Source organism: Embleya sp. NPDC055664, from assembly GCF_053618075.1.
Genome location: NZ_JBSHGZ010000001.1, coordinates 199,710 through 225,431 on the forward strand (window position 1 = coordinate 199,710; position 25,722 = coordinate 225,431).

The following is a 25,722-nucleotide window of genomic DNA, read 5'->3' on the forward strand; positions in this document are numbered from 1 at the left end:
ATGTCAGCCCACTTCCTGGTGCTCGGGCTCGGACGCGCCCAGATAGGTGTCGCGCACCGCCCGGTCCTCGGCGATCTCGTCCGGCGTGCCGGTGGCGAGCAGTTGACCCGAGGCCAACACCGTGACGGTGTCGGTGACTTCACGCACCAGCGCGAAGTTGTGCTCGACCAGGACCATGGTCACCTCGGCGGGCAGTGCCTTGAGCACGTCGGCCAGCAACTCGATGTCGGTGTCGGTCAGACCCGCGGCCGGCTCGTCCAGGAGCAGCAGCTTCGGACGCCCCGCGAGCGCCATCGCGATGTCCAGCAACCGGCGCGAGCCGTGCGAGAGTTCGCCGGCGATCTCGTCGGCGCGCGCGGTCAGGCCGACCGTCTCCAGATGGATCGCCGCCTCGCCCGCGAGAGCGCGGTAGCGGGCCGGGCGCCACCCGATGCCGCCGCGCCGGGCGTGCCGCCAGGCGGCCAGCGTCACGTTGTCCAGGACCGACAACGAGGGCACCACCGCGGGCTGTTGGAATGCGCGCGCGATGCCCAGACGGGAGCGCCGGGCCGGGGCCAGGTCGGTGATGTCGCGACCGTCGAAGACGATGCTGCCCGAGGTGACCGGGTTCGCGCCCGCGATCATCGCCAGCACGGTCGACTTGCCCGCGCCGTTGGGACCGAGCAGCGCGTGCCGGGCGCCGCGACGCACGGTCAGGTCGAGACCGTCCACCGCGGCCAGCGCGCCGTAGCGCCGGGTCAGACCGGTGATGGTGAGCAACGCGTCGGGGTCGGGGACGACTTCGGCGCTCGGGTCCGCCGCCTTCTTGGCGAGGTCCGGCTTGCCCACGGCCGGCTTGTCCGCGGCCGGTTCGTCCGCGGCCGGCTTGTCCGCGGCCGGTTCGCCCGCGGCCGACTCGCCCGCGGTCGGCTCGTCCGCCTCCGACTTGCTCGCCGCCGGCTCGTCCGCTTCCGTGGACCTCCCGTCCGGCCGGATTACCTTGGCCAGACTTCGCCAGGCCGCGCGTGGCCCGCCCGCGACCACTCCGGCCAGCCCGCCCGGCAGCGTGTACACCGCGATCAGGAACAGCAGGCCGAGCAGCAGCGGCCCGTGCCCCGGCCACGGACCGGACAGCCAGTCCCGGGTGAACACGATCAGCGCCGCGCCGATCATCGCGCCCACCAGCGACGCGCCGCCGCCGATGACCACCGCGAGCAGCACCAGCGAGGACGTGTCGAAGCCGATGTGCGAGGGGGAGATGTAGCGCTGGATCGAGATCAACAGGGCGCCCGCGACACCCGCGATGGCGCCGACCCCGATGTAGGTGACGGTGAGATAGCCCGTCACCGGGTGGCCCGTCGCGCGCATCCGGGTCTCGTTCTCGCGCGCGCCGTCGAGCAGCAGCCCGGCCGGCGAGCGCAGCACGAGCGCGGTGAGGGCGATCACCACGAGGGTGGTGAGCAGTACGTACCAGTAGGTGTCCACGTCGTCGGCGAGGTCGCCCATGCCCCAGAACGGCTCGATCGGCGGGATGCCGGACTTGCCGTCGGTACCGCCGGTGACCGACTTCCACTTCTCCGCGGCGGTGCGCACCAGTTCGCCGACGGCCAGCGTGATCATCAGGACCGTGACGCCGCGGGTGCGGACCACGATCGGTGCGGTGAGCGCGTTGAACAGGGCGCCCGCCGCGGCTGCCAGCAGGGTGTGGACGACGCCGATCCGCATGCCGTGGTCGGCCAGGATCGCCGCCGTGTAGCCGCCGACCGCGTACGGCGCGACCTGGCCGAGGGAGGGCAGCCCGGCGCCGCCGCCGAGCACCGCGACGCTGACCGCGAGCAGGCCCAGGGACAGCGCCTGGGACAGCAGGATGATGGTGAACAGGTCGACCATGTACGGCGCCGCGACCAGCCACACGATCGCCGCCACGGCCAGGATCCGACCGGCCAGGATCCCGCGCGGCGAGTGCAGCGCGGTACGCGCGCGCAGGACGGCCGTTGCAAGGGTGGTCATACTCGGCTCCCCGTCGGGCCGAAGCGCGCGGTTCGCGCGATCAGCATCACGGCCATCGTGGCGTACATCAGATACGGCGCGAAGTCGGGCATCAGCGTGACCCCGAGGGTCTGCACCTCGCCGACCAGGATCGCGGCGAGCAGCGCGCCGCCGACCGAGCCGAGGCCGCCGATCACCACGACCAGCAGGGACTGCAACAGCACGGTGTTGGCCACCGACGTGGACGGGCCGATGATCGGCGCGCCCAGACCGCCCGCGAGACCGGCCAGCGCGCCGGCCGCGATCAGCACGCCCGAGCGCACCCGGGCGGGCGAGATGCCGCCGGCCGCGAGCATCTCGGGGTCGTCCACGGAGGCGCGCACGGCCGCGCCGATCCGGGTGCGGGCCAGCACGTACCAGCCGCCGGCGCCGAGCGCGACGGCGACCACGATGAACGCCAGCCGATAGCCCGGGTAGTTGTGGCCCAGGATCGATACCGGCTTCTCCAGCGCGCTCGGCACCGAGACCTGCGGGTCTTCCTTGCCGAACACGGTCATCAGCAGGTCGCCGCCGACCAGGGCGACGCCGAAGGTCAACATGGCCTGCGCCATGTGTCCTCTGCCGGCGATCGGCGCGGTCATCACCGCGAGCACCCCGCCGCCGGCCGCGCCGGCGGCGATCCCCGCCGGCACCGCGAGCACCAGGCCCAGCCACGAGCCGTCGGCGACCTCGGTGGCGGTGTAGGCGGCGAACGCGTAGAGCGTGCCGTGCGCGAGGTTGAGGACCCCGCCCGAACCGAAGGCCAGAGTCAGGCCCGCGGCCACGACGAACAGCAGCAACCCGTAGGCCACTCCGTCCAGGGCCGGGATGAAATTGTCGTCGAACCAGCCCACGGCACGCTCCCTTTCGCTCCCGATCCGCCGTCAGCCCAGGGTGCCGAGTTCGCGGACCATCACGTTGCTCAGCGCGGTGCCGTCCTGCTTGACCTCACGCAGGTACCACTTCTGCACCGGGGCGTGCGACTTGGTGTTGAACTCCCAGGGACCGCGCGGGCTGTCCACCTTGCCGGTGTTGGCGATCTGGGCGTTGACCGCCTCCGGGGTGACCTTGTCGCCGGCGGCGGCGATCGCCTTGTCCAGCACGGCGGCCGCGTCGTACATCGTGGCCGACATCATCGTCGGCAGCGTGTTGTACTTCGCCTGGTAGGCCGCGACGAACGAGCGGTTGGCCGGGATGTCCAGCGTGGGCGTGTAGTTGAGCGAGGTGAACACGCCCTTGGCCGCGTCGCCCTCGGCGCCGAGCACCGCGCCCTCGGTGAGGAAGCCCGCCGCGTACAGCGGGATGTCCTTGATGTCGGACTGCTTGTACTGCTTGACGAAGTTCACCGCGGCGGTGCCCGCGTAGAACGTGTAGACCGCCTTGGCGCCCGAGTTCTTGATCTCGTTGAAGTACGGCTGGAAGTTGGTGGTCGCCGGGAACGGCGTCCACTTGGTCTTGCCGTCCGGGTTGGCCAGCTTGCCGCCGAGCTTGTCGAACGTCTCGGTGAAGCCGCGCAGCTGGTCGAACCCACCCTGGTACTCCGGGCCGATCGCGTAGACCGGACCCTGCACGGCCTCCTTGATGTACGGCGCCGCAGCCACACCCGGCTCCTCGGAGAGGTAGCTGGTGTGCCAGACGTAGTCCTGCCGCTTGATCTCGCCGGGGCGGCCGACGGCGCCGATCATCGGCACCTTGTTGTCGTTCACCAGGTCCACGTTGGCCGCCACCGTGGCGGCGTTGGACAGACCCACCACCGCGGTGACCTTGTCCTGCTTGATCAGCTTGGTCACCGAGGGCACCGAGGTCTGCGGACCGTCGCCCTCGTCGGTGATCACCAGCTCGACCTTGTGCCCGCCCAGCTTGCCGCCGTGCTGGTCCAGATAGGTCTGGAAGCCGTTCTGCAGGTCCGGCCCGAGCGCCGCGTACACACCGGTGAGCGGGATCGTCAGGCCGATCTTGAGCGTGCCCGAGGACGAGCCGCCCTTCTTGTCGTCGGCCGCGCTGCCGCTGCACGCGGCGGTGAACGCCAGCGCGCCGGCGAGGAGTCCCGCGGCACTGACGCGGAACGAGCGACGGGATATGGGACTTGCCGGGGTCATGACGTGCTCCAGGGTTCGGACGGGTACAGCGGTCGATCGGTGGGATGCGTCGCGTCGGGAGGGACGCGGGGGTGCGTCGGTCAGCTCAGCGCGCCGCGCTGCACGTGCAGGAAGCGCTCCCGTGCCGCGGGGGTCAGGGCCGGGCCGACCTGGTTGATCAGCTCGGCCATCTCGAACGAGACCTGGCCGATGTCGCACTCGCGCGAGGCCAGCACGAGCAGCGACGCACCGTCGCTGACCTGCATCGAGAACATGAACGCACCGTTCATCTCGGTCAGGTTGCTGGCCACCGGGTCGGTGCCGAACAGCCGTGCGGCACCGGCCAGAAGGCTGACCAGGCCGGACGCGACCGCGCCGAGCTGGTCGGCGCGGTCCTGCGGCAGCGTGCTGGTGTTGGCCACCACGAGGCCGTCCGCGGAGACCGCGACGGCGTGCAGCACATCGGGCACCCGGGTGGCGAAATCGTTGAGCAGCCAGCTGAGATCGGCTGCGGTGGGGTGGGTCACGATCTCTCCTTGGGATCCGGTTCGCCGCCGTCGGGACGGGGCGAGGGGGCGCGTCGGGCCCGGCTGTGCCCGATGCCCTGGGCGAAGGCCGACATCGCCGCGGACACCTGGCGGGCGTCTCGGCGGTCCGGCGTCGTGGGGTTCGCCCGGGCGGGTGCCCCGGCCGAGCCGACCAGCGGCGCGGCGGGCGCGGGGGGCGTGCCGGGGTGCACGGTCGGGGTGTCCCGGCGTACGCGCAGCGGCAGGCCCTTGTTGGTGGTGCGGCCGGACTCGGAGGGTTCCGGAGTCAAACGCGGGGGCAGGGATTCGGCCCCGCGTCCGGCGGAGCGGTCCGGCGTCGCCGGGGTCCCCGGGAGTGCCGGGTTCGCCGGGCCGGCCGGTGTGCCCGGGTTCGCCGGTGCCGCCGGGGTCGCCGGCGTGCGAATCGGCGGAGCGAGCGTCGGCGGGGTGGGTGCCGCCGGGGCGGGCGGCCGGGAGCCGGTGAAGCGCAGGCCCGAGGGCGCGGGTACCTGCGGTCCCGGAGCGCTCGCGTCGCTGACCGGTTGCGGCTTGACCGGCGTGAACACGTTCTGCACGGGCTCGAACGGACCGGGGTCGGGGTGACCGCCGGCACGTACGCCGCTGTCGATCGCGCGCGTGGGAGTCGGCTTCGGCAGCGCCGGCGCCTCGTTCTTCGGCGCGCCCGCGCGGTGCCGGCCGGGGCGATCGCGGAAGACCACGATCGTCTCGGGCAGATCCACCTCGGCGACCGTGCCGCCCTGGGGCCCGGGCCCCAGGGTGATGGTGATGCCGTAGCGCGCGGCGAGGTGCCCGGCCACGGTCAGACCCATCGTGCGCACCGCGTGCACGTCCAACTGGGCCGGCGAGGACAGGCGTTCGTTGAACGCGGCCAGTCGCTCGGGGGTGATGCCCACGCCACTGTCGGTCACGGTCAGCACCGCGCCGTCGCCGCGCCGGTTCGCCTGGAGCACCACCCAGGTCTCCGGGCGGCTGAACTTGGTCGCGTTGTCCATGAGTTCGGCGAGCAGGTGCGCGACGTCGTCGCGGGCCCGACCGGCGATCAGGATGCGCGGGTCCACCGCGCCGGGGTCGACCCGGGTGAACCGTTCGATCCGGCCGACCGCCGCGCGCGCCACGTCCAGGAGCAGGGCGTCCTCGCGCACGCGCGCGGTGCCCTCGCCGCCGAGCACGAGCAGACTGGTGTTGTTGCGGCCCATCCGCTGGACCAAGTGGTCCAGCGAGTACAGCCGCTTGAGCCGGTCCGGGTCCTGCTCGTGCGCCTCGGCCTCGTCCAAGACCTTGACCAGGCCGTCGGTCAGACGCTGGTTGCGGCGGGCGAGGGCGACCAGCACGGTCGCGATACCGGCGCGCAGGACCGCCTGTTCGGCGGCGATCTTGACCGCGGAGGTGAACATGGTGTTGAACGCCGAGCTGACCTCGGCGATCTCGTCCTTGCCGCGCACCTCGATCGGGGTGCCGGCGCGTTCGGCCATCTCCTCGGCGGTCGCGCCGTCGAGGGAACGACCCTGCTGGAGCTTGGCGACCGCTTCCGGCAGACCGGTGTAGGCCACATCGTGCGCGGTGTCGCGCAGACGCACCAGCTCACGGGTCATCGGCCGGCCGAGGCGCAGCACGAGCAGCACGGCGGCGATCAGCGCGAGCAGCACCGCGCCACCCTGGCCGATCGCCCACCAGCGGCGGGAGTCGCGCTCGTCGGTGACCGAGGACAGCACGGAGGCGTCGACCTTGCGCTCCACGTCGCTCATCTTGGCGATGCGGTCGTTGGTCGCCTTGGTCCACTCGACCTGCGAGATGAAGACGGAGCTGTCCACGCGGATCCGCGAGACGGCGTCCTCGAGGAGGTGCACGGCCTGGATCTCCGGCCCGGTCTGGGCCTGTTCCAGCCAGGGGATCCAGTCGGCGTCGGCGAGCGACTCGAACGACGACTCGCTCTCGTCGTAGCCGGTGCGGGTGGCCAGGATGTCCTGCTGTTGGGCCGGCGACAGCGTCTTGGCGGCCAACGCACGCAACACCGCGCTCTGTTGCTGGCCGAGCCATTCGGTGGCGTGGGACAGTGCCGCCGCTGCGCGCAGTCGGTCCGAGTTGTCGGGACCGGCGCCGCCTGCCTGGGCCACGCTGTCACGGTAGTCGAGCGTGGCGGCGATCAGGATGCGGTAGCGGAAGACGACGGCGGTCAGCGAGGTGCCCTTGGGCTCCTGGACCTGTTTGCGCAGCGCGACCAGGTCGGTCAGGCCCGCGTCCAGCTTGCGCAACCGTTCCTTCGTGTTGCCCGGGATCGAGCCGAGGTCCTTGCGCAGCTTGTGGTAGCGCGCGGCGCTCTCGTCCGTCGCGGCGGTGCGCTGGTGGTACGCCGCCAGCGCGCCGGGGTCGGGCCACAACACTGCGGTGGCCGCGGCGCGTTCGCTCTGCAGCCGGTGCGCGAGTTCGCCCGCCTCGGCGGACACCTTGGTCAGCGAGCGCAGGCGATTCGCGTCCAGGGCTTCGCCGGTCGTGGTGGACACGGCGAGGCCCGCCGAACCCACCATCACGGTGAGCGGCACGGCGACGAGCAGGACGAGTTTGCGAGTGATGTTCAGTTTGTCCACCACCCGATCGGCGCCCGGAGGGAGGAGGGGGCGGGGGAGAGAGCCAGGGATGCGGAGTCAATTATTCCGCTTGTCAAGTACGTCATTTTCCCGATGATTCGCACTTTCCGGTCTTGCCTTTTCGGTGACGCGGATCGCGTCCTATTCCGTGCACGACGGGCAGAGCCTAGCGGCATTCGCACGTGTGCTCGCAGTTGCCGGTGGGTAATACGCACGCCGGCCCGCATACGGTGCCGAATGTTGACACGCGTAAGTTAACTATGCGAAGGAATATGGATTGTACCGCATGGCAATACAGGTCCTGATATCGAGCGATTTGGGGTCGGGCGTCGGTTGTCGCAGGTCTATATCCTGATTTCTACACCCGAGAAGTGGTGCCCGTTTGCCAACCATTGGTTGGGATATACCGGATCGTTGCGCTCCGTTTATCCGGAGGTCGGCGTGGCGCGGCGGGGGTCGTCGGAAGCCGCCCGGGTGAATTCGATGGCGAGGCGGGGTCGGGAGAGTCACATGTCGGGGGACGTGGGACGGCCGTCGGGCGGCCCGAGGGCACGAGTGGGCCGCGACTCCTCGGCGTCGGTACCGCCCGGCCCGGACCGATTCCGCCGCCTCGTACACCGCCCGCGCGTCGGTTGTCCGCCGGCTATTGGTCGACCTGTACCTACATCGATCAAGTGCCCCGACAGCCGGTCGTGTTGCGCGGGGAGGCTGCTGGAGGCATGCCGCTCCGGCCCCGGGTCGGCGCCCGGTCGACGGCGATTCGGCACCGAACCTGTCCCGTTCGGGCATGACTTGCCCCGGTTCGGTGCCGAACTCCCGGTCAGCGGCGGACCGCTCCCGCGGTGAGGGCGATGACGGCCACGAGTACCGCGGGGATGGCCAGAGCCGTGGTCAGGCTGGTGTGGTGGGCGATGAAGCCGATCACCGGAGGGCCGGCCAGCAGGCCGATGTACGCGATGCCGGTCACCCGGGAGATGGCCCATGCCGCCGGAACCCCGGGGGTGTTGCCGGCCGCGCTGAACGTCACCGGGGCAACCGGAGCCACGCCGATGCCGAACAGGGTGAAGCCGAGTACCGATACCGCCGGCCAGGGGGTGACCAGCGCGATCGTCATGCCCAGCGCGGCGATCAGCGCGCCCACGCGCAACACGCGCACCGGGCCGAAGCGTTCCACCACGTGGTCGCCCGCGAAGCGGCCGGCCGCCATGGCCACCGACATCCCCGCGAAGCCGAGGCCGGCGACGCCCGCCGAACTGTCCAGCGTTTCGCGCAGGTGCACCCCGCTCCAGTCGGCGACCGCGCCCTCGCCGACGAAGGAGCACAGGCCGATCAGCGCGAGCAGGACCACCGCACGGTAGCCCGCGAGCAGTCGGCCCAGGCCGCCCTCGGTCGGGGCGGGTGCGCGGTCCGCGTCGGTGGTGGTCTCCGGCGCGCGTACCGGCTCGCGGACATGGGGGTCGTCCGCGGGACCCAGAAGTGCCCGCGACCCCACCCACACCGCGACCGCCAGTACGCCGGCCATGATCGACAGGTGCACCCTGGGGGTGATGCCGAGCGCCGCCGCGCCGGAGCCGATCAGGGCCCCGAACAGGCCGCCCAGACTGTAGCCGCCGTGCAGGCTGTTCATGATCGGGCGGCGCAACCGCTGTTCGATCGCCACGCCCTGGGCGTTGGCCGCGACATCGGTGAAGCCCATCAGGCCACCCAGGACCAGCAACCCGACCGCGAGCGAGGGCAGGTCCCACGCGAACGCCGGCAGCAGCAGGGACAGGCAGCCGCCGATCACCGACACCCGGGCGACGCGTCTGCTGCCCCAGCGCCCGGCGGCGGTGCCCGCGAGTTGTACCGCCACCAGCGCGCCGACCGGCGAGCCGAGCAGGGCCAGGCCCAACTGGGCGTCGTCCAGGTCCAGATCCTCCTTGAACTGGGGGATCCGGGCCAGGAAGTCGGCCACCGCGGCGCTGAACGCGAAGAAGACGAACAGTGCCGCGAACCGCGCGCGACGCAGCCGCGCGACGGACGGTGTCTCGGCCCGTTCCCCCAGCGTGCTCACACCGCGCAGGAGCCGTCGGCGCAGGCGTCGCCGGCGGCCGGCTCCGGGGCGGACGACGAGCCGTCGCGCTCGCGCATCCCCTCCCGCACCTGCTTGAGCACCCGGAGGAAGGTGGCGGACTCCTCCGCGCCCTGCACCGCCCACGTGCCCTCGAAGACGAACGTCGGCACCGCCGTGACGCCCATCTCCCGCGCCTCGTCGATCTCCCGCCGCACCTCGGCGACGCCCTCGTCGGAGGTCAGGTAGGCGAGCACCCGATCACGATCCAGGCCGGCCTCGACCGCGAACTCGGCCAGGCGGGTGTGGTCGGCGACGTTCTCGCCCTCGGTGAAGTACGCGGCGAGCAACCGGTCCTTGAGCGCGGCCTGGGCCGCCGGGCCGTACTCGGTCAGCGCGAGCCGCAACACCCGGTGTGCGGTCAGCGTGTTCACGGCCAGCGCGTTGGCGAAGTCGAAGGTGATGCCCTCGCCCGCGCCGATCTCGGCGAGCCGGGCGTTCATCGCGTCCAGGTTGCCCGCGCCGAACTTCTTCGCCAGCCGCTCGCGCAGTGGGGCCGGTTCCGTGGGCGTGCTCGGGTCCAGTTCGTACGGGCGGTACGTGACCTCGACGTCCTCGCCGCCGGGGAACACGGCCAACGCGCGCTCGAAGCGCCGCTTGCCGACGTAGCACCACGGGCACGCGATATCGCTGTAGATCTCGACCTTCACTTGCTCTCCAGCCTTCCGGATCGGGGGCCCGGGGTCGGCGCGCGGTGTCGGGCCGCGACGGCGCGTCGGGACGCGGGAAATTCGGGCGGTGTACGGGACGGGCGCGGGTCGGGTGTACCGGCGGCCCCGGTGCCGGACGCACCCGAGACGAAACATTCGTGCAGGCGTCATCATTCCCCAACCGCGACGTATCGCGGCTTCGGGGCCTGGGCATAGCCTGTCCGCTGCTCGTCTCCCGTCACCCGGACATCACGCCGCGTGGGCGCGGCGTCACCCCCGAGGAGTCATCGTGGACCGGATCACCCAGTATCGGCGCGCCGTCGAGAGCTTCCGCCTGCTGCTGGCCGAGGTCGGCGACGCGGAGTTGACCCTGCCCTGTCCGTGTTCGGAATGGGACGTCCGGGCCCTGCTGGCGCATGCAACCGGCGCGCAGCGCGGCCTCGCGTCGGCGCTGACCGGGCCGAACGAGCCGGTCTCCGAGGACCCCCGCGAAGACTTCGAGGCGGCGGTCGAGACGATGGTCGCGACCTTCACCCCGGAGCGGGTCGCCGCCGCCATCAAGACCCCGTTCGGCGAGCGGACCGGCGGCTTCCTGCTCGGCATGGCCACCGGCGACATCTTCGTGCACGCGTGGGACCTGGCCCGGGCGCTGGGCCGGCCGAGCGACCTGGACCCCGAACTCGCCGAGGAACTGCTCGAGCGTATGCGGCAGACGCTTCCGGACGCGGCCCGCGGCGAGGGCCGCGCGTTCGGCCCGGAGCAGCCGGTCGACCCGGAGGCGCCGGCCGCGGACCGACTCGCCGCGTTCACCGGACGCGTGGTCAACTGACCGCAAATCGCCGATCGGGCCCGGGACATCCCGGGACAAGCCCTCCCGGACGCGGCAACTGACGGTACGTCAGGCTGCGCGGAGGGCGGTCGGCGGTGTAAGCACGTCAACGCACACCCCCAGTCGATCGGGAGTATCGATGAGCACGTCGCAGCACGATCACGGCCGGATGGATCCGCCTCGCGTCCAGGAGGTGGCCGACGGAGCGTATGCGTACATCCAGCCGGACGGCACCTGGTGGATCAACAACACCGGGTTCCTGGTCGGTCCGGAGGGCGTCGTCGCGATCGACGGCTGCGCCACCGAGGCCCGCACCCGGACCTTCCAGGAGACGATCGCCAAGCACACCGACGCACCGGTGCGCACGCTGATCAACACGCACCACCACGGGGACCACACGAACGGGAACTACCTGTTCGAGACGGCCACGATCGTCGCGCACGAGAAGACCCGGACCGAGATACTGAACCTCGGGATCATGGAGGTCGAGTCGATCTGGCCGGGCGTGGGCTGGGGCGGCGTGCGGGCGGTGCCGCCGTTCCTCACCTTCACCGAGGGCGTCACCGTGTACGCGGGCGAACTGCGGGCCCAGGTCCGGCACTTCGGTGCCGCGCACACCTCGAACGACTCGGTGGTGTGGCTGGAGGAGCAGAGCGTCCTGTACACGGGCGACCTGATCTTCAACGGCGGTACTCCGTTCCTGCTGATGGGTTCGCCCGCCGGCTACCTCGAAGTGCTGGAGAAGGTAAAGGAGTTGGGCGCGACGACGTTGGTCCCCGGGCACGGCGAGGTGTGCGGTCCGGACCAGATCGACTACGCCATCGGGTACACCGAGTTCGTGCTGGAGACCGCGCGCAAGGGCCTCGACGCGGGTCTGGACCCGTTGAGCGTGGCGCGGGAGACGGACCTGGGCGAGTACGCGGCGCTGTCCGACTCGGAGCGGATCGTGGGCAACCTGCACCGGGCCTACGCGGAGTTGGGCGGGGTGGAGCGGGCGGGGGCGATCGACATCTACGCGGCGCTCGGGGACATGGTGACGTTCAACGGGGGCAAGCCGCTCTCGTGCTACGCGTAGTTGTGGTTGGCCGGCCTGGTGGCCTGGCCGGCCTCGAACGCCGGCCGGGCTGATCTGTCCGGCCTTCGGCCGAGTGGCCTCAAACGCCGGCCGGGCTGAGATTTTGGCCCGGTCGGCGTTGTCGTGTGCGGCTTCGGGGTGTCGGGCGGGTCTGCTCGGTCGTTGTCCGCCCTCGGGCTTTTGGTGAGTGGTCCCAAACGCCGGCTGGGCTGGATTTTTGGCCCGGTCGGCGTCGTTGTGTGCGGCTTCGGGTTGCCGGTGTGTTCGCTTGGTTGTTGCCTGTCCTCGGGCTTCCGGTGAGTGGAAGGGGGCTGTGGGGGGTTGGGCGGGGTGGGGTTAGCGTCCGGGGGCGGGGCGGTGAATGGAGATGGTGTGGACAAGGTGGTCGGGGCGGCTGCTGAGGCGGTTTCGGATGTGTGGGACGGGGCCTCGATTGCCGTTGGGGGGTTCGGGCTCTGTGGGATTCCTTCGGTGTTGATCGGTGCCCTGCATGCGCAGGGGGCCGCCGGGCTGAGGGTGGTTTCGAACAACTGCGGCGTCGATCGGTGGGGGCTCGGCATCCTGCTGCATGCCGGGAGGATCGCTCGGGCCACCGGTAGCTACGTGGGGGAGAACAAGGAGTTCGCCCGGCAGTACCTCGCCGGGGAACTGGAACTGGAGCTGACCCCTCAGGGCACACTGGCCGAGCGATTGCGGGCCGGTGGTTGTGGGATCCCGGCGTTCTACACGCCGGCCGGGGTCGGGACGCAGGTCGCCGACGGTGGACTGCCGTGGCGCTACGACGCCGCGGGCAACGTACTGGTGGCCTCGCCGCGCAAGGAGGTCCGCGTCTTCGACGGCGTCGAGTACGTCCTGGAGGAGGCCATCACCACCGACTTCGCCCTGGTCCGGGCGGCCCGCGGCGACCGGCACGGCAACCTGGTGTTCGACAAGTCGGCGCGCAACTTCAACCCCCTCGCGGCGATGGCCGGTCGGATCACCGTCGCCGAGGTCGAGGAACTGGTCGAGCCGGGCGAGCTCGATCCCGACGCGGTACACCTGCCCGGGGTATTCGTCCAGCGCGTGGTGGCGCTGACCCCCGCCCAGGTCGCCGAGAAGCCGATCGAGAAGAAGACCACGAACGGCGCGCCGGCGGTGCGCGGAACGGTGCGCGACTGATGGCCCTGACCAGGGACGAGATGGCCGCGCGGGCAGCGGCCGAGCTGATCGACGGCTCCTACGTCAACCTCGGGATCGGGCTGCCCACCCTCGTGCCCAACCACATCCCGGCCGGCGTACACGTCGTGTTGCACTCGGAGAACGGCCTGCTCGGCGTGGGGCCGTACCCGACGGAGGACGCGGTCGACCCGGACCTGATCAACGCCGGCAAGGAGACCGTCACGGTCCTGCCCGGCGCCTCCTACTTCGACTCGGCGCTCTCCTTCGGGATGATCCGAGGCGGCCACATCGACACCGCCATCCTGGGCGCGATGCAGGTCAGCGTGGTCGGCGACCTGGCGAACTGGACCGTCCCCGGCAGCATGATCAAGGGCATGGGCGGCGCGATGGACCTCGTGCACGGCGCCCGCCGGGTGATCGTGCTGATGGAGCACGTGACCAGGAAGGGCGAACACAAGATCGTCGACGAGTGCTCCCTGCCGCTCACCGGGAAACGGTGCGTGCGGCGGATCATCACCGACCTCGCGGTGCTCGACGTGACCGATCGCGGCCTGCTCCTGATCGAGACCGCCCCCGGGGTGACCGCGGACGAGGTGCGCGCGAAGACCGGTGCGCGGCTGCTGACCTGACGCCGTCCGCCGAGGTCGGGGCGTGGATCGACCGGCGCCGATGTGATCATTTAGCGATACCGACGCATCGTCGCCGGTCCTCGGCACGTACCGGAACAAGGAGCACCAATCGTGAAGTTCGCGACCTTCGACCTGAATGGCTCGATCCACTCCGGAGTGGTGTCGGGCGAGGAGGCGGTACATCCGCTGCCGGCCGGAGAGACCCTGCTCGGCCTGATCGAGCGTGGCGCCGAGGCCCTGCGCGCGGCGGGCGAGCAGGCCCTGGCCGGTCCCTCGGTCGCGCTCGCCGACGTACGCCTGCTGCCGCCGCTCCAGCCGCCCACGGTCCGCGACTTCGTGGCGTTCGAGGAGCACGTCGAAGGGGCCATGATCACCGTGCAGGGACCGGGCGCGGTCGTGGTCCCGGAGTGGTACGAGCTGCCCACCTTCTACTTCACCAACCCGTACGCGATCATCGGCCCGAACGACCCGGTCCCGATGCCGCCGGGGTCGGCCGTACTCGACTTCGAGTTGGAGGTCGGCATCGTGATCGGCCGGGTGGGGCGGGACCTGACGGTGGATCAGGCGGCCGAACACATCATCGGCTACACCATCTTCAACGACTGGTCGGCCCGCGACCTCCAGTCCCGCGAGATGCGGGTCGGCCTCGGCCCGTGCAAGGGCAAGGACACCGCGACCACGCTCGGCCCGTGGTTGGTGACGGCGGACGAGTTCGAGGAGTACCGCGACGCGGACGGCTTCCTGGACCTCGCCATGCGCGCCTCGGTCAACGGCGTCGAGGTCGGTCGGGACTCGCTGGTCAACATGGGCTGGCCGCCCGCCGAACTGGTCGCCTACGCCTCGCGCGGCACCTGGATCCGGCCCGGCGACGTGCTCGGCACCGGCACCTGTGGCAACGGTGGTTGCCTGGGCGAACTGTGGGGCCGGGGAAGCGAGTTGCCGTCGCTGCGCGCCGGCGACACGGTCTCGCTGACGGTCGAGGGCATCGGTACGGTGGCCAACACGGTCGTCGAGGGCGCGGCCCCGCAGCCCATCCCGGCGGCGCGCAAGCGCCCGCGCACCCGCAGGGACTCCTTCGACGCGTGAGCCGGCGACGCCCGGCCGGCGAACCCCGCCCGGGGCCGCCGACCGGGCGCGGGTTCGGCCGTTCGGCCGCCGCGACCACCTCGAAGCCCTCGCCGGCCGGCAGCAGGGTCAGGACTTCACGCAGCAGCGCGTCGTCCTCGGCGATCACCACCCGCACGGCGACCCCGCCCGGAGCCGGGTCGGTCCGCCGGCCGGACCGTGCAGCGTCACCCGGCCGTCCAGGGCGTCCGCGCGGCGGCGGCGCCGTCCAGGCCGCGTTCGTCCAGGATCGGCAACTCGTCACCGAAAGCGTCGATGCGACGGGAGGCGGGCTCACGCGCCGACCGGCGCGGGCCGGCCGCGTCGCGTCGGGTCCAGTGCCCACAGCAGCAGCGCGAGCGCGCCGAAGCCCGCGCCGAGCAGGCAGACGGCGGTCCAGCCCGCCGCCGCGTACAGCGTGGTCGAGGCGATCGCACCGCCCGCGCTGCCGATCGAGTAGAAGATCATGTAGCCGCCGATCAGCCGACTGCCGGCGTCCGGACGGAGTGGGTAGATCAGGCTCTGATTGGTCACGTGTACCGCCTGGACGGCGAGGTCGAGCACGATCGTGCCCACCACCAGGGCCCACAACGACCGGCGGGTCAAGGCGAGCGGCAGCCAGGACACGCTCAGCAACACCAGCGCGATCCCGGTGACCCGGTGTGCGTGGCCGAGGTCGGCCAGCCGCCCGGCCGGGATCGCGCCCAGCGCGCCGGCCGCGCCGGCCAGGCCGAACGCGCCGATCGCGGTGTGCGACAGGGACAGCGGAGGTTCGCTCAGCGGCAGGGCGATGCTGCTCCAGAGGGTGCTGAACGCGGCGAAGATCAGCAGGGCGAAGCCGGCCCGGACGCGGAAGACCGGTTCCTCGACGAACAGCCTCACGGTCGAGCCGAGCAGCCTGCGGTACGACAGCGGGGCAGTGCCGGCGCGCCGCCTCGGGAGTACGCGGTACAGCGTCGCCGCCAGGACCAGGGTCAGCGCGGCCGAGCACAGGTACACCGCGCGCCAGCCCGCGAGGTCGGCCAGCACACCCGAGACGGTGCGGGCGAGCAGGATGCCGACGACCACGCCGCTGGTGACCGCGCCGACCACGCGACCTCGTTCGGCGGGGGCGGCGAGCGAGGCCGCGTAGGCGACCACCGCCTGGGTGACCACGGCGAGCAGGCCGACCGCGATCATCGCCGGGAACAGCGGGGCGGCTCCCCGGGCCGTCCCGACGGCGACCAACGCGACCGCGAGCAGCGCGAATTGACCCACGATCAGGCGGCGGCGGTCGATCAGGTCGCCCAGCGGGACGAGCAGGAACAGGCCGAACCCGTAGCCGACCTGGGTCAGGGTGACCACGACGCCGACCGTGCCGGGGGCGAGGCCGATGTCGTGGCCCATGGTGACCAGGAGCGGCTGGGCGAGGTAGACGTTGGCGACCGCGACGCCGGCGGCGATCGCGAAGAGCAGGGTGAGGGCGCGAGATATCTGGTTGCAAGTTGCCACCAGGTGACCATAGGCAACCTTGGTAGCATGTTGCAACCGGTGGGATGAGCGAGAGGACGAGCCATGGTGCAGCGCACGCGGTTGGACGAGGACAGTTGTCCGGTGGCGCGCTCGGTGGACGCGATCGGCGACTGGTGGTCGCTGCTGATCGTGCGCGACGCGTTCGACGGGAGCCGCCGGTTCGGCGAGTTCCAGCGCAGTCTCGGGGTGGCCAAGAACATCCTGACCGCCCGACTGCGGGCCCTGGTGGCCGGCGGGATCCTGGAGACGGTGCCCGCGTCGGACGGCAGCGCCTACCGGGAATACGTGCTGACCGCGAAGGGGCGCGACCTGTTCCCCGTGGTCGTCGCGCTGCGGCAGTGGGGCGAGGCGCACTGGTTCGGGCCCGGCGAGCCGATGTCCAGGCTCCTGGACCGACGCGACGGCCGCCCGCTGCGCACCCTGGAGGTGCGTGCGGCGGACGGCCGTCCGATCCGGCCGGAGGACACCGAGGTGGAGCGGGTCGGCGAGGTCGGCCAAGACTGACCGACCGGGCGAACCCGCGCTACCTGCCCGGGACTTCGGTGAGCCCGAGGTGGTCGAGCAGGGTGAAGAACAGCTGCTCGACGAACGGATCCCGGCACAAACCCAACAACTCCAGGATCGGCTCGGGCCGCACCTCGTAACCGGCCGCCGCCGCCCACCGCACCGCCGCCTCGGCGACGCGCGGCCGGTCCTGCTCCAGCCACGCGGCGGCCTCGTCCCGGAACCGGGCGAAGTCGCCCCGCCCGCCGCCCCGATCCCACCGGTTCTGCGCCAACCGCGAGGCGGCGGTGCCCGGGTCGAGCCACCCCTCCCAAAAGTGCGTCCCGCTCAGTCCCTGGACATGCGCGACATCGCTCTCGAACACCCCGCACACCAGCACGGGGGAGCCGGTCCGGGCGGCCAGGTCGGTCAACCACGGGCCCTGGAAGGCGTACGGATCCTCGAAGTGGCGCACGTGCACCGCGCGCCAGCCGTCGCGGTAGGCCCACTCGGCATAGACCGGATGGCCCTCCCCGCCGACATACGGCGCCAGGTCGGCCAGCGGCGTGTCCGCACGTAAAACGACGATGTCCCCGTTGAACCCCATGGCCACCCCTTCGGTCGCGATGTCCGTTGCGGCCCAACGTAGGTACCACGTCCGACAACCGACCGGGTGCCGGGGACGGAGGGTGTGCCGAGGGTCCTCGCGCGACGGCACCGGGCGACTCTCCCGTCGCGGCCCGGACCCGCCGCCGGCGTCAGTTCCCGGTCTCGGCGACCTGCTCCACCGCGCTCGTCCCGTTGCCCTCGCGCGACTCCCACTCCCAGGTCTCGTCCAACCGGATCCGACCGTCGGGCAATACGACGACGGCGCTCACGCAGTGCCCGGAGGCGGTGCCCCCGGAGCGGTTCAACTGCACATAGCGGAAGTCCAGCGTGTCCCCGTCGCGGGTACCGACGAGGTGACCGTGCACGATGTCGCCGCCGTCGTACTCGGCCCAGATCCGGCCGTCCACCTCGTGGTACGCGAACAGCGTGGACGCGTCCACCTCTCCGTGCTCGGGCCGACCGAGCGGGGCGAAGCGAAGTCCATCCAGGGAAGGTGCGGTCATTGCGGGCTCCTTCGGGTGCGAGCGCGAGGCGCATCGGCGCTTGGTAGCCCGCAGCGTAGGTGCCGTTTCCCGGGGCCCGATTCCGGGGTCGGATCGTCGACCGGGGAAGAATTCCGCTCCCGAAGGATCCTCACTCCCGAACGTTTTCCGGTTTCGGACGTTTCCCGCTCTACTCGTCCGGGGCGCCCTTCCAACGCCACTTGCCCACCCGGCGCGGATGGCCCGGCAACTCGGTGCGGCCGGTACACCACAGCAGGGCCGGCCACGGCTCGAAGCCGGCGGGGGCGTCGGGGAACATCCGGGCCAGGACGCGGGCGCAGATCTCCGGGTCGGGCCGGTAGTCGAGGCCGAGCCCGGCCGCCATGTCGTGCATGTGGACCATCACCTCGACCATGCCCATCGCGGCGAAGCCGTCCGGGTCGGAGACGCCGTACGGGTGATAGGCGCGGTTCGAGTCCGGCTGCGTGGTGACCACCGACGCCAGGATCGTGCCGCCGGCACGGACCGCGTACAACATCTGGGCCGGCGTCGGGTCGTCCTCGGCGTGGATGTCGACCGGGACGTAGTCGTCCATCCGACTCGACGCGACCTGACCCGCGTAGCCGTACAGATCCCCGACCACGTGGACCAGCGTGTCCCAGCAGTCCCAGTCGAGGTCGCCGGCCGGCCGCGACCAGTCCCGATCGCCTTCGGTCGCCTCGGCCAACACGGTGACGGCGTGCGCGACCGTCGCCTCCAGATCCTGCGCTGCGTGTGTTCCCATCCGGCGAGTTATACCGGCGCGACTGCGGGAACGCACGCGACTATCGCCGGCGGCCACCCCCGTGTGGGGCCCGTGGGGGCGCGGGTGAGGATGGAGCCGTGCCCGTGGCTCCGCTCACCGTCCCGTCGATCGCTGCCGACGGCCGTGTTCGCCGGATCGTCCCGTCCTCGGAGAACGCCATGACCTCGACTGCCCCAGCCCCCGACGGCCGCGATTTCGCCGCCGTCACGATCGTGCCGATGCGCGCCGAGCACGCGGAGTCGGTGCTCGCGATCTATCAGCTCGGCATCGATACCGGCAACGCCACGTTCCAGGAACACGCGCCCGACTGGGCCGAGTTCGACGCGGGCAAGCTGCCCGACCACCGCTTCGTCGCGCTCGACGGGACCGGCGGCGCGGTGCTGGGGTGGGTGGCCGCGAGCGCGACCTCGCGCCGCCCGGTCTACCACGGTGTGGTGGAGACCTCGGTATACGTCCACCCCGACGCGGCCGGCCGGGGCGTCGGCCGTGCGCTGCTCGCCGCCCAGATCGCCTCGACCGAGGCAGCCGGCGTATGGACCATCCAGGCCGGCGTCTTCCCCGAGAACGCCGGCAGCCTCGCCCTGCACGCCGCCCTCGGCTTCCGCACCATCGGCGTGCGCGAACGCGTCGGCCGCCACCGCGACCGCTGGCGCGACGTCACCCTCCTGGAACGTCGCAGCCCCACGGTGGGCTGACCCGCGCGGATCCGACGGTCCGTCAGATCCCATCCCGGTATGCCTTGACCTCTCCGGACACCGATGAATAATCGAGATCGGTTGTAGTGACCAAGGATGTGAGTGTTCGGCTTGGGGTGGGCCGGTCCGGGGCGCGGCGAAAACACCTCGCGGCGGGCCGTCCGCCCGGAACGAGGAGACGGTACATGCGCGCGATCCTGCACACCGCCACGGGCGCCGAGATCCGGGACGACGTCACCGTACGTGATCCGGAGGCCGGTGAGGTCCTGGTGCGGATCGTCGCCACCGGTGTCTGCCACAGCGACGTCAGCGTGCTCGAAGGCGTGATCGAGTGGCCCACACCGTCCGTGCTCGGCCACGAGGGCGCCGGCATCGTGGAGAAGGTCGGCGCGGGGGTCGGCGCGGTCGCGCCGGGCGACCACGTCGTGATCACCACGATCGCCGCGTGCGGGATGTGCCGGCACTGCCAGACCGGACACCCGAACCGCTGTCGGCAGACGCTGGGCAACCGCGGTACGCCGTTCGCGATCGGCGACGAGCCGGTGTGGAACTTCGCCGGGGCCTCCACCTTCGCCGAGCTGACCCTGGTCAAGGAGATCCAGTGCGTGTCCATCCCCAAGGACGTGCCGCTGACCTCCGCGTGCCTGGTCCCGTGCGGCGTGGTCACCGGCGCGGGCGCCGTACTCAACCGGGCCAACGTGCTCCCCGGGCAGACCGCGGCGGTGATCGGCCTCGGCGGCGTCGGTTTGTCCGCCGTCCAGGCGCTGCGCCTGAAGGGCGCGGGCCGGGTGGTCGGCATCGACACCGTGCCCGGCAAGTTCGAACTGGCCGGCGCGTTCGGCGCGACCGACTTCGTCAAGTCCGGCAAGGGTGTCGATGTCGCCGACGAGATCCGCACCCTGTTCCCGTACAGCGACGAGGTCAAGGTCGGCGTGTTCGGCGCGGGCGGCGTGGACTGGATCTTCGAGTGCACCGGCATTCCGGCCGTGCTCGAGAACGCCATGGAGGCGCTGGACTGGGGCGGCACGCTGATCGCCGTCGGCCAACCGGCGCAGACCGCGACCGCGAGCATCCGGATCGCCAACCTGCTCCAGTGCGACCGGGGCATCCTGGGCACCCGGGCCGGTGGCGTACGTCCGCACGAGGACATCCGGACCATCGTCGAGCTGTACCGCCAGGGCAAGTTCGACCTGGACGCGCTGGTGTCCAAGGTCTATCCGGCGGAGGGCTTCCACGACGTCCTCGACGACATGCACCACGGACGGATCGCGCGCGGGGTCATCGCGTTCTGATCCGCCCGCCCCGAAACGCCGAAGCCCGACCGGGTCGCGGAGCCGTCCACCCGCTCATTCGTTCGTTCCCCCGCTCATTCGTTCACCCGTTCCCCGAGAGGATCGCGGCAGGCATGACGGAGACTCGCTCGACCGAAGGGGCCGCGTCGTCCGTCGCCCCGCCCCCCGGCGGCAACTGGGGCCGCTGGGGCGCGGAGGACGAGCGCGGGGCGCTGAACCTGATCGAACCGGAGGGGGTGCGAGCCGCCGCGCACGAGGTCCGGACCGGGCGCACGTACTCCCTCGCGCTGCCCATCACGCGCGGGAACCAACCGGCCTTCGACTTCCGCGGCTCGCCGCAGCGGTTGACCCTGGTGAGTCAGACCGACGCAATGTACGACGGCTTCGAGGGCGGCGGCGACGTCGGATCCAACGAGGACGTGCTGATCATCCCGTCACACAACCTCACCCACATGGACGCGCTGTGCCACGTCCAAGCCAAGGGCCGCTTCTACAACGGCTTCCCGGCCGACACGTTCCGCTCGCACACCGGCGCCGGTCGCTGTGGCATCGACAAGCTGGGCGCCTTCGCGACGCGGGCCGTGCTGCTCGACCTGCCCCGCCACTTCGACACGCCGCACCTGGAGGGCGGCTACCGGATCACCGCCGCGGATCTGGCGGGTTGCGCCGAGCGGCAGGGGGCCGAGGTGCGGTCCGGCGACGCGTTGCTGGTGCGGACCGGCTACCTCGACGAATACCGGGCGATCGAGGCATCCGGCCGCGAGCCGTCCTTCGCCCAGCCCGGCCTGTCGCTCGACGCGGTCGACTACGTCCGGGACCGGGAGATCAGCGTCGTGGGCGCCGACAACAGCGCGATCGAGTGCATTCCGTTTGACGACCGGTTCCTGTCGGTACATATCGCGTTGCTGGTGGAATCGGGTGTACCGCTGCTCGAACACCTGTGGTTGACCGATCTTGCGGAGGGCATGGCGCAGGCGGGTACCTATTCGTGCCTGCTGTGCGTATCCCCGCTTCCGGTCACCGGTGCAACGGGCAGTCCCATCAATCCGGTTGCCATTGTCTGATCGTCGGACGACTGACATAGTCCATGGGCAGGTCGTCTCGGTCTCGTTTCCTCCGTCGGGACCGAGGCGACCGCTCGGATCGAGCCCGCAACACCCGCCTCCGGTAGGCCTGTACGCACTCGCACATGCCCGTACACGCACGTACATCCGTCGAGGCACCGAGGCACCCACTCCACAATGCGACGCATTTGCCGAGTTGCCCACCGGGCCGATCCGGCCGCTCGGGCACGGAATCCGGAATCCGATACGGGTAATGCACGTTATCGCACAGTATTAAATTGACGTAGTCAAGGACTGCTATCATGGCGGGGTGAACTCCACCGAAAACGTCGAAGCGATCCAGCGGGCGCTGGAGGCCCTGCTTCGGCGCCACGCCAGCCGCCGAGTGTACGCGGGCCAGGCCGCCGCGGCGGGCGCGACCATCTCGCAGCCCGCCTATGTGCTGCTGCGCCGAATCGAGAAGCAAGGCCCGCTCCCCATGGGGGAGTTGGCGCGCATGACGAACATGGACCCGGGCGCCACCGCGCGCCAGGTGGGCCAGTTGGAGCGGGACGGCTACGTCCGGCGCTCGCCCAGTCCGGACGACGGTCGGGTCAGCCTCGTCTCGCTCACCCCGCGCGGCGATTCCGTGCGGCGCCGGTTGAACGACGTCATGGATCGACGGATGAGCGAGATGCTCGACCGCTGGAGCGACGAGGATCGCGAGACGTTCGCCACGCTGCTGCAGCGATTCGTCGAGGAGATGGCCCAGGGTGAGATTCCCGCGGCCGAGGTCGAGGACAGCGCGGTCTGACCATCCGACTGTTCGTCATATTCCATATTGATTGCCGGGGTTGGCCGTACGGGCGTTCGCAGCAGCTGCGTTCGTGACATTCGACGGCGGGCCCCGGCAATTTTTGTGGGCAATCGCGCGGGTGCGGTGGGCGGTCGGAATGCGCGAAGTCATCACTTGATTTGGTCAAGGATCCCGCTTACCGTCCCAGGGTGATCAAGTTCGACATCCGCGACGGGGTTGCCGTCGTCACGCTGGATCGGCCCGACAAACTCAATGTGTTCTCCGGGGGTATGGGTTCGGCCCTCGGGGATGCCTACGCGCGGTGCGACGCCGACGACGCGGTGCGCGCGGTGGTACTCACCGGCGCGGGGCGGGCGTTTTGCGCGGGCGCCGACATGTCGCCGGAGGCGGACAGCTTCGCGGGGCCTGGGCCTGGGCCGGGGCCGGCGCCGAGCGCGGGGGGCGGAGTGGCGGCGCGGTCGCGGGAGTTCAGCGCGTCGCCGGTGCGGCCGGCCGCCTGGGAGGTGCGCAAGCCGGTGATCGCGGCGATCAACGGGCACGCGATCGGCATCGGTTTCACGCTGGCGATGCAGTGCGACATCCGGCTCGTGGCCGCGGACGCCAAGCTGGCGATTCCACAGGTTCGGCGCGGCATGGTCCCCGACGCCCAGTCGCACTGGACGGTACCGGCGGCCACGTCGCGGGCGGTGGCCGCCGACATCCTGCTGACCGGGCGCACCTTCCGCGGCGCCGAGGCGGCCGTACTCGGCCTGGTGTCCCGCGCGTTGCCCGCCGACGAGGTGCTGCCCGCCGCGCTGGAGATCGCGCGCGACATCGCGACCAACGTGCACCCGGTGTCGGCGGCGCTCACCAAACGACTGCTGTGGGCCGATGCCGGGCTCGACGAGGTCGAACGCCTGGAAACCGCCTACCACCGCGTGCTGATGGGCACCGACGACGCCCGCGAGGGCCCGCGCGCGTGGTCCGAACGGCGCACACCACGCTGGACCGGCACGGTCACCGGCGCGTGGGACGGTGTACTGGCGGCGGAATCATCGCAACAGCCGGCCCCTTCGGTACGACAGGAGCACCAGTGACCCCCTCTCCGCCGACACCCCGTCGCCTGACAACCCCTCAGCTCGATGTCATGGCAGCCGGCCTCACCCTCCGCGACATGCAACGGGCCGCCGCCGCCACAGAGCGCGCCGGGTTCGACGGCCTGTGGCTCACCGAGGGCGGCCGCACCGCGTACACCGCCGCCACCGCCGCGGCGCTGGCCACCGAGCACCTGACCGTCGGAACGGGCATCGCGGTCGCGTTCGCCCGAAGCCCGATGGTCACCGCGTCGGCGGCCTGGGAGTTGGCCGAGGCGACCGGCGGCCGGTTCGTACTGGGCCTGGGTACCCAGGTGCGGCCGCACATCGAACGGCGCTACTCCGCCGAGTTCGACCGGCCGGGCCCGCGACTGCGCGAGTACGTCGGCGCGCTGCGGGCGATCTGGGCGGCCTTCCGCGGCGAGGAACGGCTGCGGTTCAAGGGCGACTTCTACCGGTTCACCCTGATGACGCCGGAGTGGACGCCGGGCGGCTCGATCGCCGACCCGCCGATCTACCTGGCCGGGGTCAACCCGTGGATGTTGCGCATGATCGGCGAGGTGGCCGACGGCCTGCACGTCCACCCGCTGCACAGCGTGCGCTACATCGACGAGGTGGTCCGCCCCGAACTGGCAACCGGCGGCGCGGCCGACGACTTCGCGCTGGTCTGCCCGGTGATGACGGCCACCGGCGACACCGACGAGGAGATCGAGACCGAACGCGAGAAGCTGCGCCTGCGCTTGGCCTTCTACGGCTCGACCCCCGGCTACGCGAAGGTCTTCGAAACCCACGGCTGGAACGACCTCCAACCCCGCCTCAACCGCCTCTTCGCCACCAAGGACCGCCAGGCCATGGCCACCGCCATCACCGACGAGATCCTGGACACCCTCACGGTAACGGCCCCGTGGACCGACCTGGCCCAGTCCCTCCTGACCCGCTACGAAGGGGTGGCAACCCGAGTGGTCGCATACTCGGCAGTGAGCACTTGGCGCGAGAACCCGGCCTTGCTCGAACGCTGGACAGAGGTGACACGCCAGTTCCACGAACGGAGCTGAGCGTTCCCGGCGAGCGCTGCGCTGTCGGTGGCGGGTGGCGGGTGGCGGGTGGCTGGTGCGGGGTTGGTCTGAGTCGGTGGTGGGCCGCCGCCGGCGTGCGGGGATCCGAGACCGGAAGCTTCCGGCGAGGCGGGCGTGTTGGTCGGTGAAAACCGGCCGGCAGCGGGGGCCGGAGAGCGCTCGGGTCGTGCCCTCCGGGGAGCTTTCCCGGGTGGGTCGGGACGTTGCGGGGGCGTTGGAGGGGAGTTGGGGCTCGAAACCGGATAGCGATGGGTGGTTGTGGGCTTCGAGGCTCGGTGACCTGCGGTTTTGCGAGGTCGAGGCGGAAAGTCGGGCGACGAGTGCCGGTTTCGTGCGCTCCGACCCCCTCAACGCCGGAGCGAAGACCGAAACCGCACACTCGGAGCCGGCTTCGAACACTGCCACTCCAAAGAGGCCGTCAAGACGACCGAAAGTGCCCAGCGAGAGCCGAAATCGGATCCCGAGGCACCCCAAACGCTCTCCTCTCCGCGCTGACCTGCGGTTTTCTCCCACACCGAGGCCACGGCACCCAACGCCGTCCGGTTTCGTGAACTCTCGCCCCACACCCGCCCACTGCATCTCGAAGAAATGCCCTGCCCGACCCACTCCGGAACGCACGCCCGGCGAACCCAACCCGAGCACCCACCCCGCCCGCCGCTGCCGGCCGCTTTTAAGCCGACCAACGCGCCCGTCTCGCCAAAAGCCGGAGTCTCGGATCCCCGCACACCGGCGGCGGCCCACCACCGATGCAGACCGGCCCCGCACCGGCCACCCGCAACCACAAGCGCAACGCGCGCCGGAAACACCCCACCCACTCGGGAAGGCTCCCGGCGGACCCGTTGCCCGGCGCCCGCTCGGGGCCAACGGCCTTGTCTTGCCGGAGAACCCCGTGCCCCCGTGCGACCGGTCGGGCACGGCAGAGTCGTAACGCCCCCACTCCCACTCCCACCCCCACGCGCCTCGGGCCGCCAGACCCCGTCCCAGACCCCGTCCCAGACCCCGACAGGGAGCTGACGGCCCGTCAGGGAATTTGTATACTAAAGCGGGATCAACCTCCCAATT

The 25,722-nt window shown here is 71.2% G+C and carries 23 protein-coding genes; 12 read left to right on the forward strand and 11 right to left on the reverse strand.

Translation table 11 applies throughout. The features are described from left to right. Positions 1-3: 3 nt before the first annotated feature. The 7 genes from ACWGR4_RS00790 to ACWGR4_RS00820 all read right to left on the reverse strand — a co-directional run bounded on the left by ACWGR4_RS00790 (position 4) and on the right by ACWGR4_RS00820 (position 9,978). A complete protein-coding gene (locus ACWGR4_RS00790) occupies positions 4-1,989 on the reverse strand; it encodes an ABC transporter permease subunit (RefSeq protein WP_452130150.1) in 1,986 nt (661 codons plus the stop codon). Then, positions 1,986-2,861, reverse strand: a complete 876-nt coding sequence (locus ACWGR4_RS00795; RefSeq protein ID WP_452130151.1) for a branched-chain amino acid ABC transporter permease — start codon at positions 2,859-2,861, stop codon at positions 1,986-1,988. Before ACWGR4_RS00795 ends, ACWGR4_RS00790 begins: the two co-directional genes overlap by 4 nt. A gap of 30 nt (positions 2,862-2,891) precedes the next feature. Next, the gene (locus ACWGR4_RS00800) at positions 2,892-4,106 is read right to left on the reverse strand and encodes an ABC transporter substrate-binding protein (RefSeq protein WP_395791312.1); all 1,215 of its coding nucleotides are present in this window, start codon (positions 4,104-4,106) and stop codon (positions 2,892-2,894) included. Between the two features lie 80 nt (positions 4,107-4,186). Further along, entirely contained in the window at positions 4,187-4,612 is a 426-nt protein-coding gene (locus ACWGR4_RS00805; protein WP_078974825.1) for a roadblock/LC7 domain-containing protein, read from the reverse strand. After that, entirely contained in the window at positions 4,609-7,218 is a 2,610-nt protein-coding gene (locus ACWGR4_RS00810) for a sensor histidine kinase (protein WP_379996484.1), read from the reverse strand. Before ACWGR4_RS00810 ends, ACWGR4_RS00805 begins: the two co-directional genes overlap by 4 nt. A gap of 820 nt (positions 7,219-8,038) precedes the next feature. After that, the gene (locus tag ACWGR4_RS00815) at positions 8,039-9,271 is read right to left on the reverse strand and encodes an MFS transporter (RefSeq protein ID WP_379996486.1); all 1,233 of its coding nucleotides are present in this window, start codon (positions 9,269-9,271) and stop codon (positions 8,039-8,041) included. Further along, positions 9,268-9,978, reverse strand: a complete 711-nt coding sequence (locus ACWGR4_RS00820; RefSeq protein ID WP_452130152.1) for a DsbA family oxidoreductase — start codon at positions 9,976-9,978, stop codon at positions 9,268-9,270. The genes ACWGR4_RS00815 and ACWGR4_RS00820 overlap by 4 nt, the downstream gene beginning before the upstream one ends. Positions 9,979-10,267: 289 nt before the next feature. On the opposite strand from ACWGR4_RS00820, the gene ACWGR4_RS00825 reads away from it, so the two are divergent. The 5 genes from ACWGR4_RS00825 (at position 10,268) to ACWGR4_RS00845 (ending at position 14,755) form a co-directional block, all read left to right on the forward strand. Then, entirely contained in the window at positions 10,268-10,807 is a 540-nt protein-coding gene (locus ACWGR4_RS00825) for a TIGR03086 family metal-binding protein (protein WP_452130153.1), read from the forward strand. A gap of 139 nt (positions 10,808-10,946) precedes the next feature. Further along, the gene (locus tag ACWGR4_RS00830) at positions 10,947-11,882 is read left to right on the forward strand and encodes an MBL fold metallo-hydrolase (protein ID WP_379996493.1); all 936 of its coding nucleotides are present in this window, start codon (positions 10,947-10,949) and stop codon (positions 11,880-11,882) included. Between the two features lie 372 nt (positions 11,883-12,254). Then, complete coding sequence (locus ACWGR4_RS00835; protein ID WP_452130154.1) at positions 12,255-13,040, forward strand: CoA transferase subunit A; 786 nt, start codon at positions 12,255-12,257, stop codon at positions 13,038-13,040. Continuing rightward, positions 13,040-13,669 (forward strand): CoA transferase subunit B, encoded by a 630-nt coding sequence (locus tag ACWGR4_RS00840; protein WP_452130155.1) that lies wholly within the window; start codon positions 13,040-13,042, stop codon positions 13,667-13,669. The genes ACWGR4_RS00835 and ACWGR4_RS00840 overlap by 1 nt, the downstream gene beginning before the upstream one ends. Positions 13,670-13,780: 111 nt before the next feature. Next, entirely contained in the window at positions 13,781-14,755 is a 975-nt protein-coding gene (locus ACWGR4_RS00845; RefSeq protein ID WP_452130156.1) for a fumarylacetoacetate hydrolase family protein, read from the forward strand. Positions 14,756-15,067: 312 nt separating this feature from the next. Here ACWGR4_RS00845 and ACWGR4_RS00850 read toward each other — a convergent pair whose 3' ends face one another. Next, on the reverse strand, positions 15,068-16,264 hold the full coding sequence (locus ACWGR4_RS00850) for an MFS transporter (protein ID WP_452130157.1): 1,197 nt from the start codon (positions 16,262-16,264) through the stop codon (positions 15,068-15,070). A 63-nt stretch (positions 16,265-16,327) separates the two neighbouring features. Here ACWGR4_RS00850 and ACWGR4_RS00855 point away from each other — a divergent pair, with 63 nt between their 5' ends. Beyond that, positions 16,328-16,789 carry a winged helix-turn-helix transcriptional regulator gene (locus ACWGR4_RS00855; RefSeq protein WP_379996506.1) on the forward strand — a complete coding sequence of 154 codons (462 nt, stop codon included), beginning with the start codon at positions 16,328-16,330 and terminating at the stop codon, positions 16,787-16,789. A gap of 19 nt (positions 16,790-16,808) precedes the next feature. Here the strand turns inward: ACWGR4_RS00855 and ACWGR4_RS00860 are convergent, their stop codons facing one another. The 3 genes from ACWGR4_RS00860 to ACWGR4_RS00870 all read right to left on the reverse strand — a co-directional run bounded on the left by ACWGR4_RS00860 (position 16,809) and on the right by ACWGR4_RS00870 (position 18,643). Then, positions 16,809-17,375, reverse strand: a complete 567-nt coding sequence (locus tag ACWGR4_RS00860; RefSeq protein ID WP_452130158.1) for a hypothetical protein — start codon at positions 17,373-17,375, stop codon at positions 16,809-16,811. Positions 17,376-17,526: 151 nt separating this feature from the next. After that, positions 17,527-17,880 (reverse strand): hypothetical protein, encoded by a 354-nt coding sequence (locus ACWGR4_RS00865; RefSeq protein ID WP_078974814.1) that lies wholly within the window; start codon positions 17,878-17,880, stop codon positions 17,527-17,529. A gap of 169 nt (positions 17,881-18,049) precedes the next feature. Further along, positions 18,050-18,643 carry a hypothetical protein gene (locus ACWGR4_RS00870; protein WP_452130159.1) on the reverse strand — a complete coding sequence of 198 codons (594 nt, stop codon included), beginning with the start codon at positions 18,641-18,643 and terminating at the stop codon, positions 18,050-18,052. A gap of 239 nt (positions 18,644-18,882) precedes the next feature. Between ACWGR4_RS00870 and ACWGR4_RS00875 the strand changes: the two genes are divergently transcribed. The 6 genes from ACWGR4_RS00875 to ACWGR4_RS00900 all read left to right on the forward strand — a co-directional run bounded on the left by ACWGR4_RS00875 (position 18,883) and on the right by ACWGR4_RS00900 (position 24,639). Continuing rightward, complete coding sequence (locus ACWGR4_RS00875; protein WP_379997308.1) at positions 18,883-19,359, forward strand: GNAT family N-acetyltransferase; 477 nt, start codon at positions 18,883-18,885, stop codon at positions 19,357-19,359. Positions 19,360-19,544: 185 nt separating this feature from the next. Continuing rightward, positions 19,545-20,651, forward strand: a complete 1,107-nt coding sequence (locus ACWGR4_RS00880; RefSeq protein WP_379996512.1) for an alcohol dehydrogenase catalytic domain-containing protein — start codon at positions 19,545-19,547, stop codon at positions 20,649-20,651. A gap of 113 nt (positions 20,652-20,764) precedes the next feature. Continuing rightward, positions 20,765-21,715 (forward strand): cyclase family protein, encoded by a 951-nt coding sequence (locus ACWGR4_RS00885; protein ID WP_452130160.1) that lies wholly within the window; start codon positions 20,765-20,767, stop codon positions 21,713-21,715. A gap of 310 nt (positions 21,716-22,025) precedes the next feature. Beyond that, a complete protein-coding gene (locus ACWGR4_RS00890; protein ID WP_160161547.1) occupies positions 22,026-22,508 on the forward strand; it encodes a MarR family winged helix-turn-helix transcriptional regulator in 483 nt (160 codons plus the stop codon). A 191-nt stretch (positions 22,509-22,699) separates the two neighbouring features. Continuing rightward, positions 22,700-23,587: an enoyl-CoA hydratase/isomerase family protein gene (locus tag ACWGR4_RS00895; RefSeq protein ID WP_452130161.1), complete on the forward strand. Its 888-nt coding sequence runs from the start codon at positions 22,700-22,702 to the stop codon at positions 23,585-23,587. A 50-nt stretch (positions 23,588-23,637) separates the two neighbouring features. Continuing rightward, positions 23,638-24,639 carry a TIGR03617 family F420-dependent LLM class oxidoreductase gene (locus ACWGR4_RS00900; protein ID WP_452130162.1) on the forward strand — a complete coding sequence of 334 codons (1,002 nt, stop codon included), beginning with the start codon at positions 23,638-23,640 and terminating at the stop codon, positions 24,637-24,639. Positions 24,640-25,722: the final 1,083 nt, after the last annotated feature.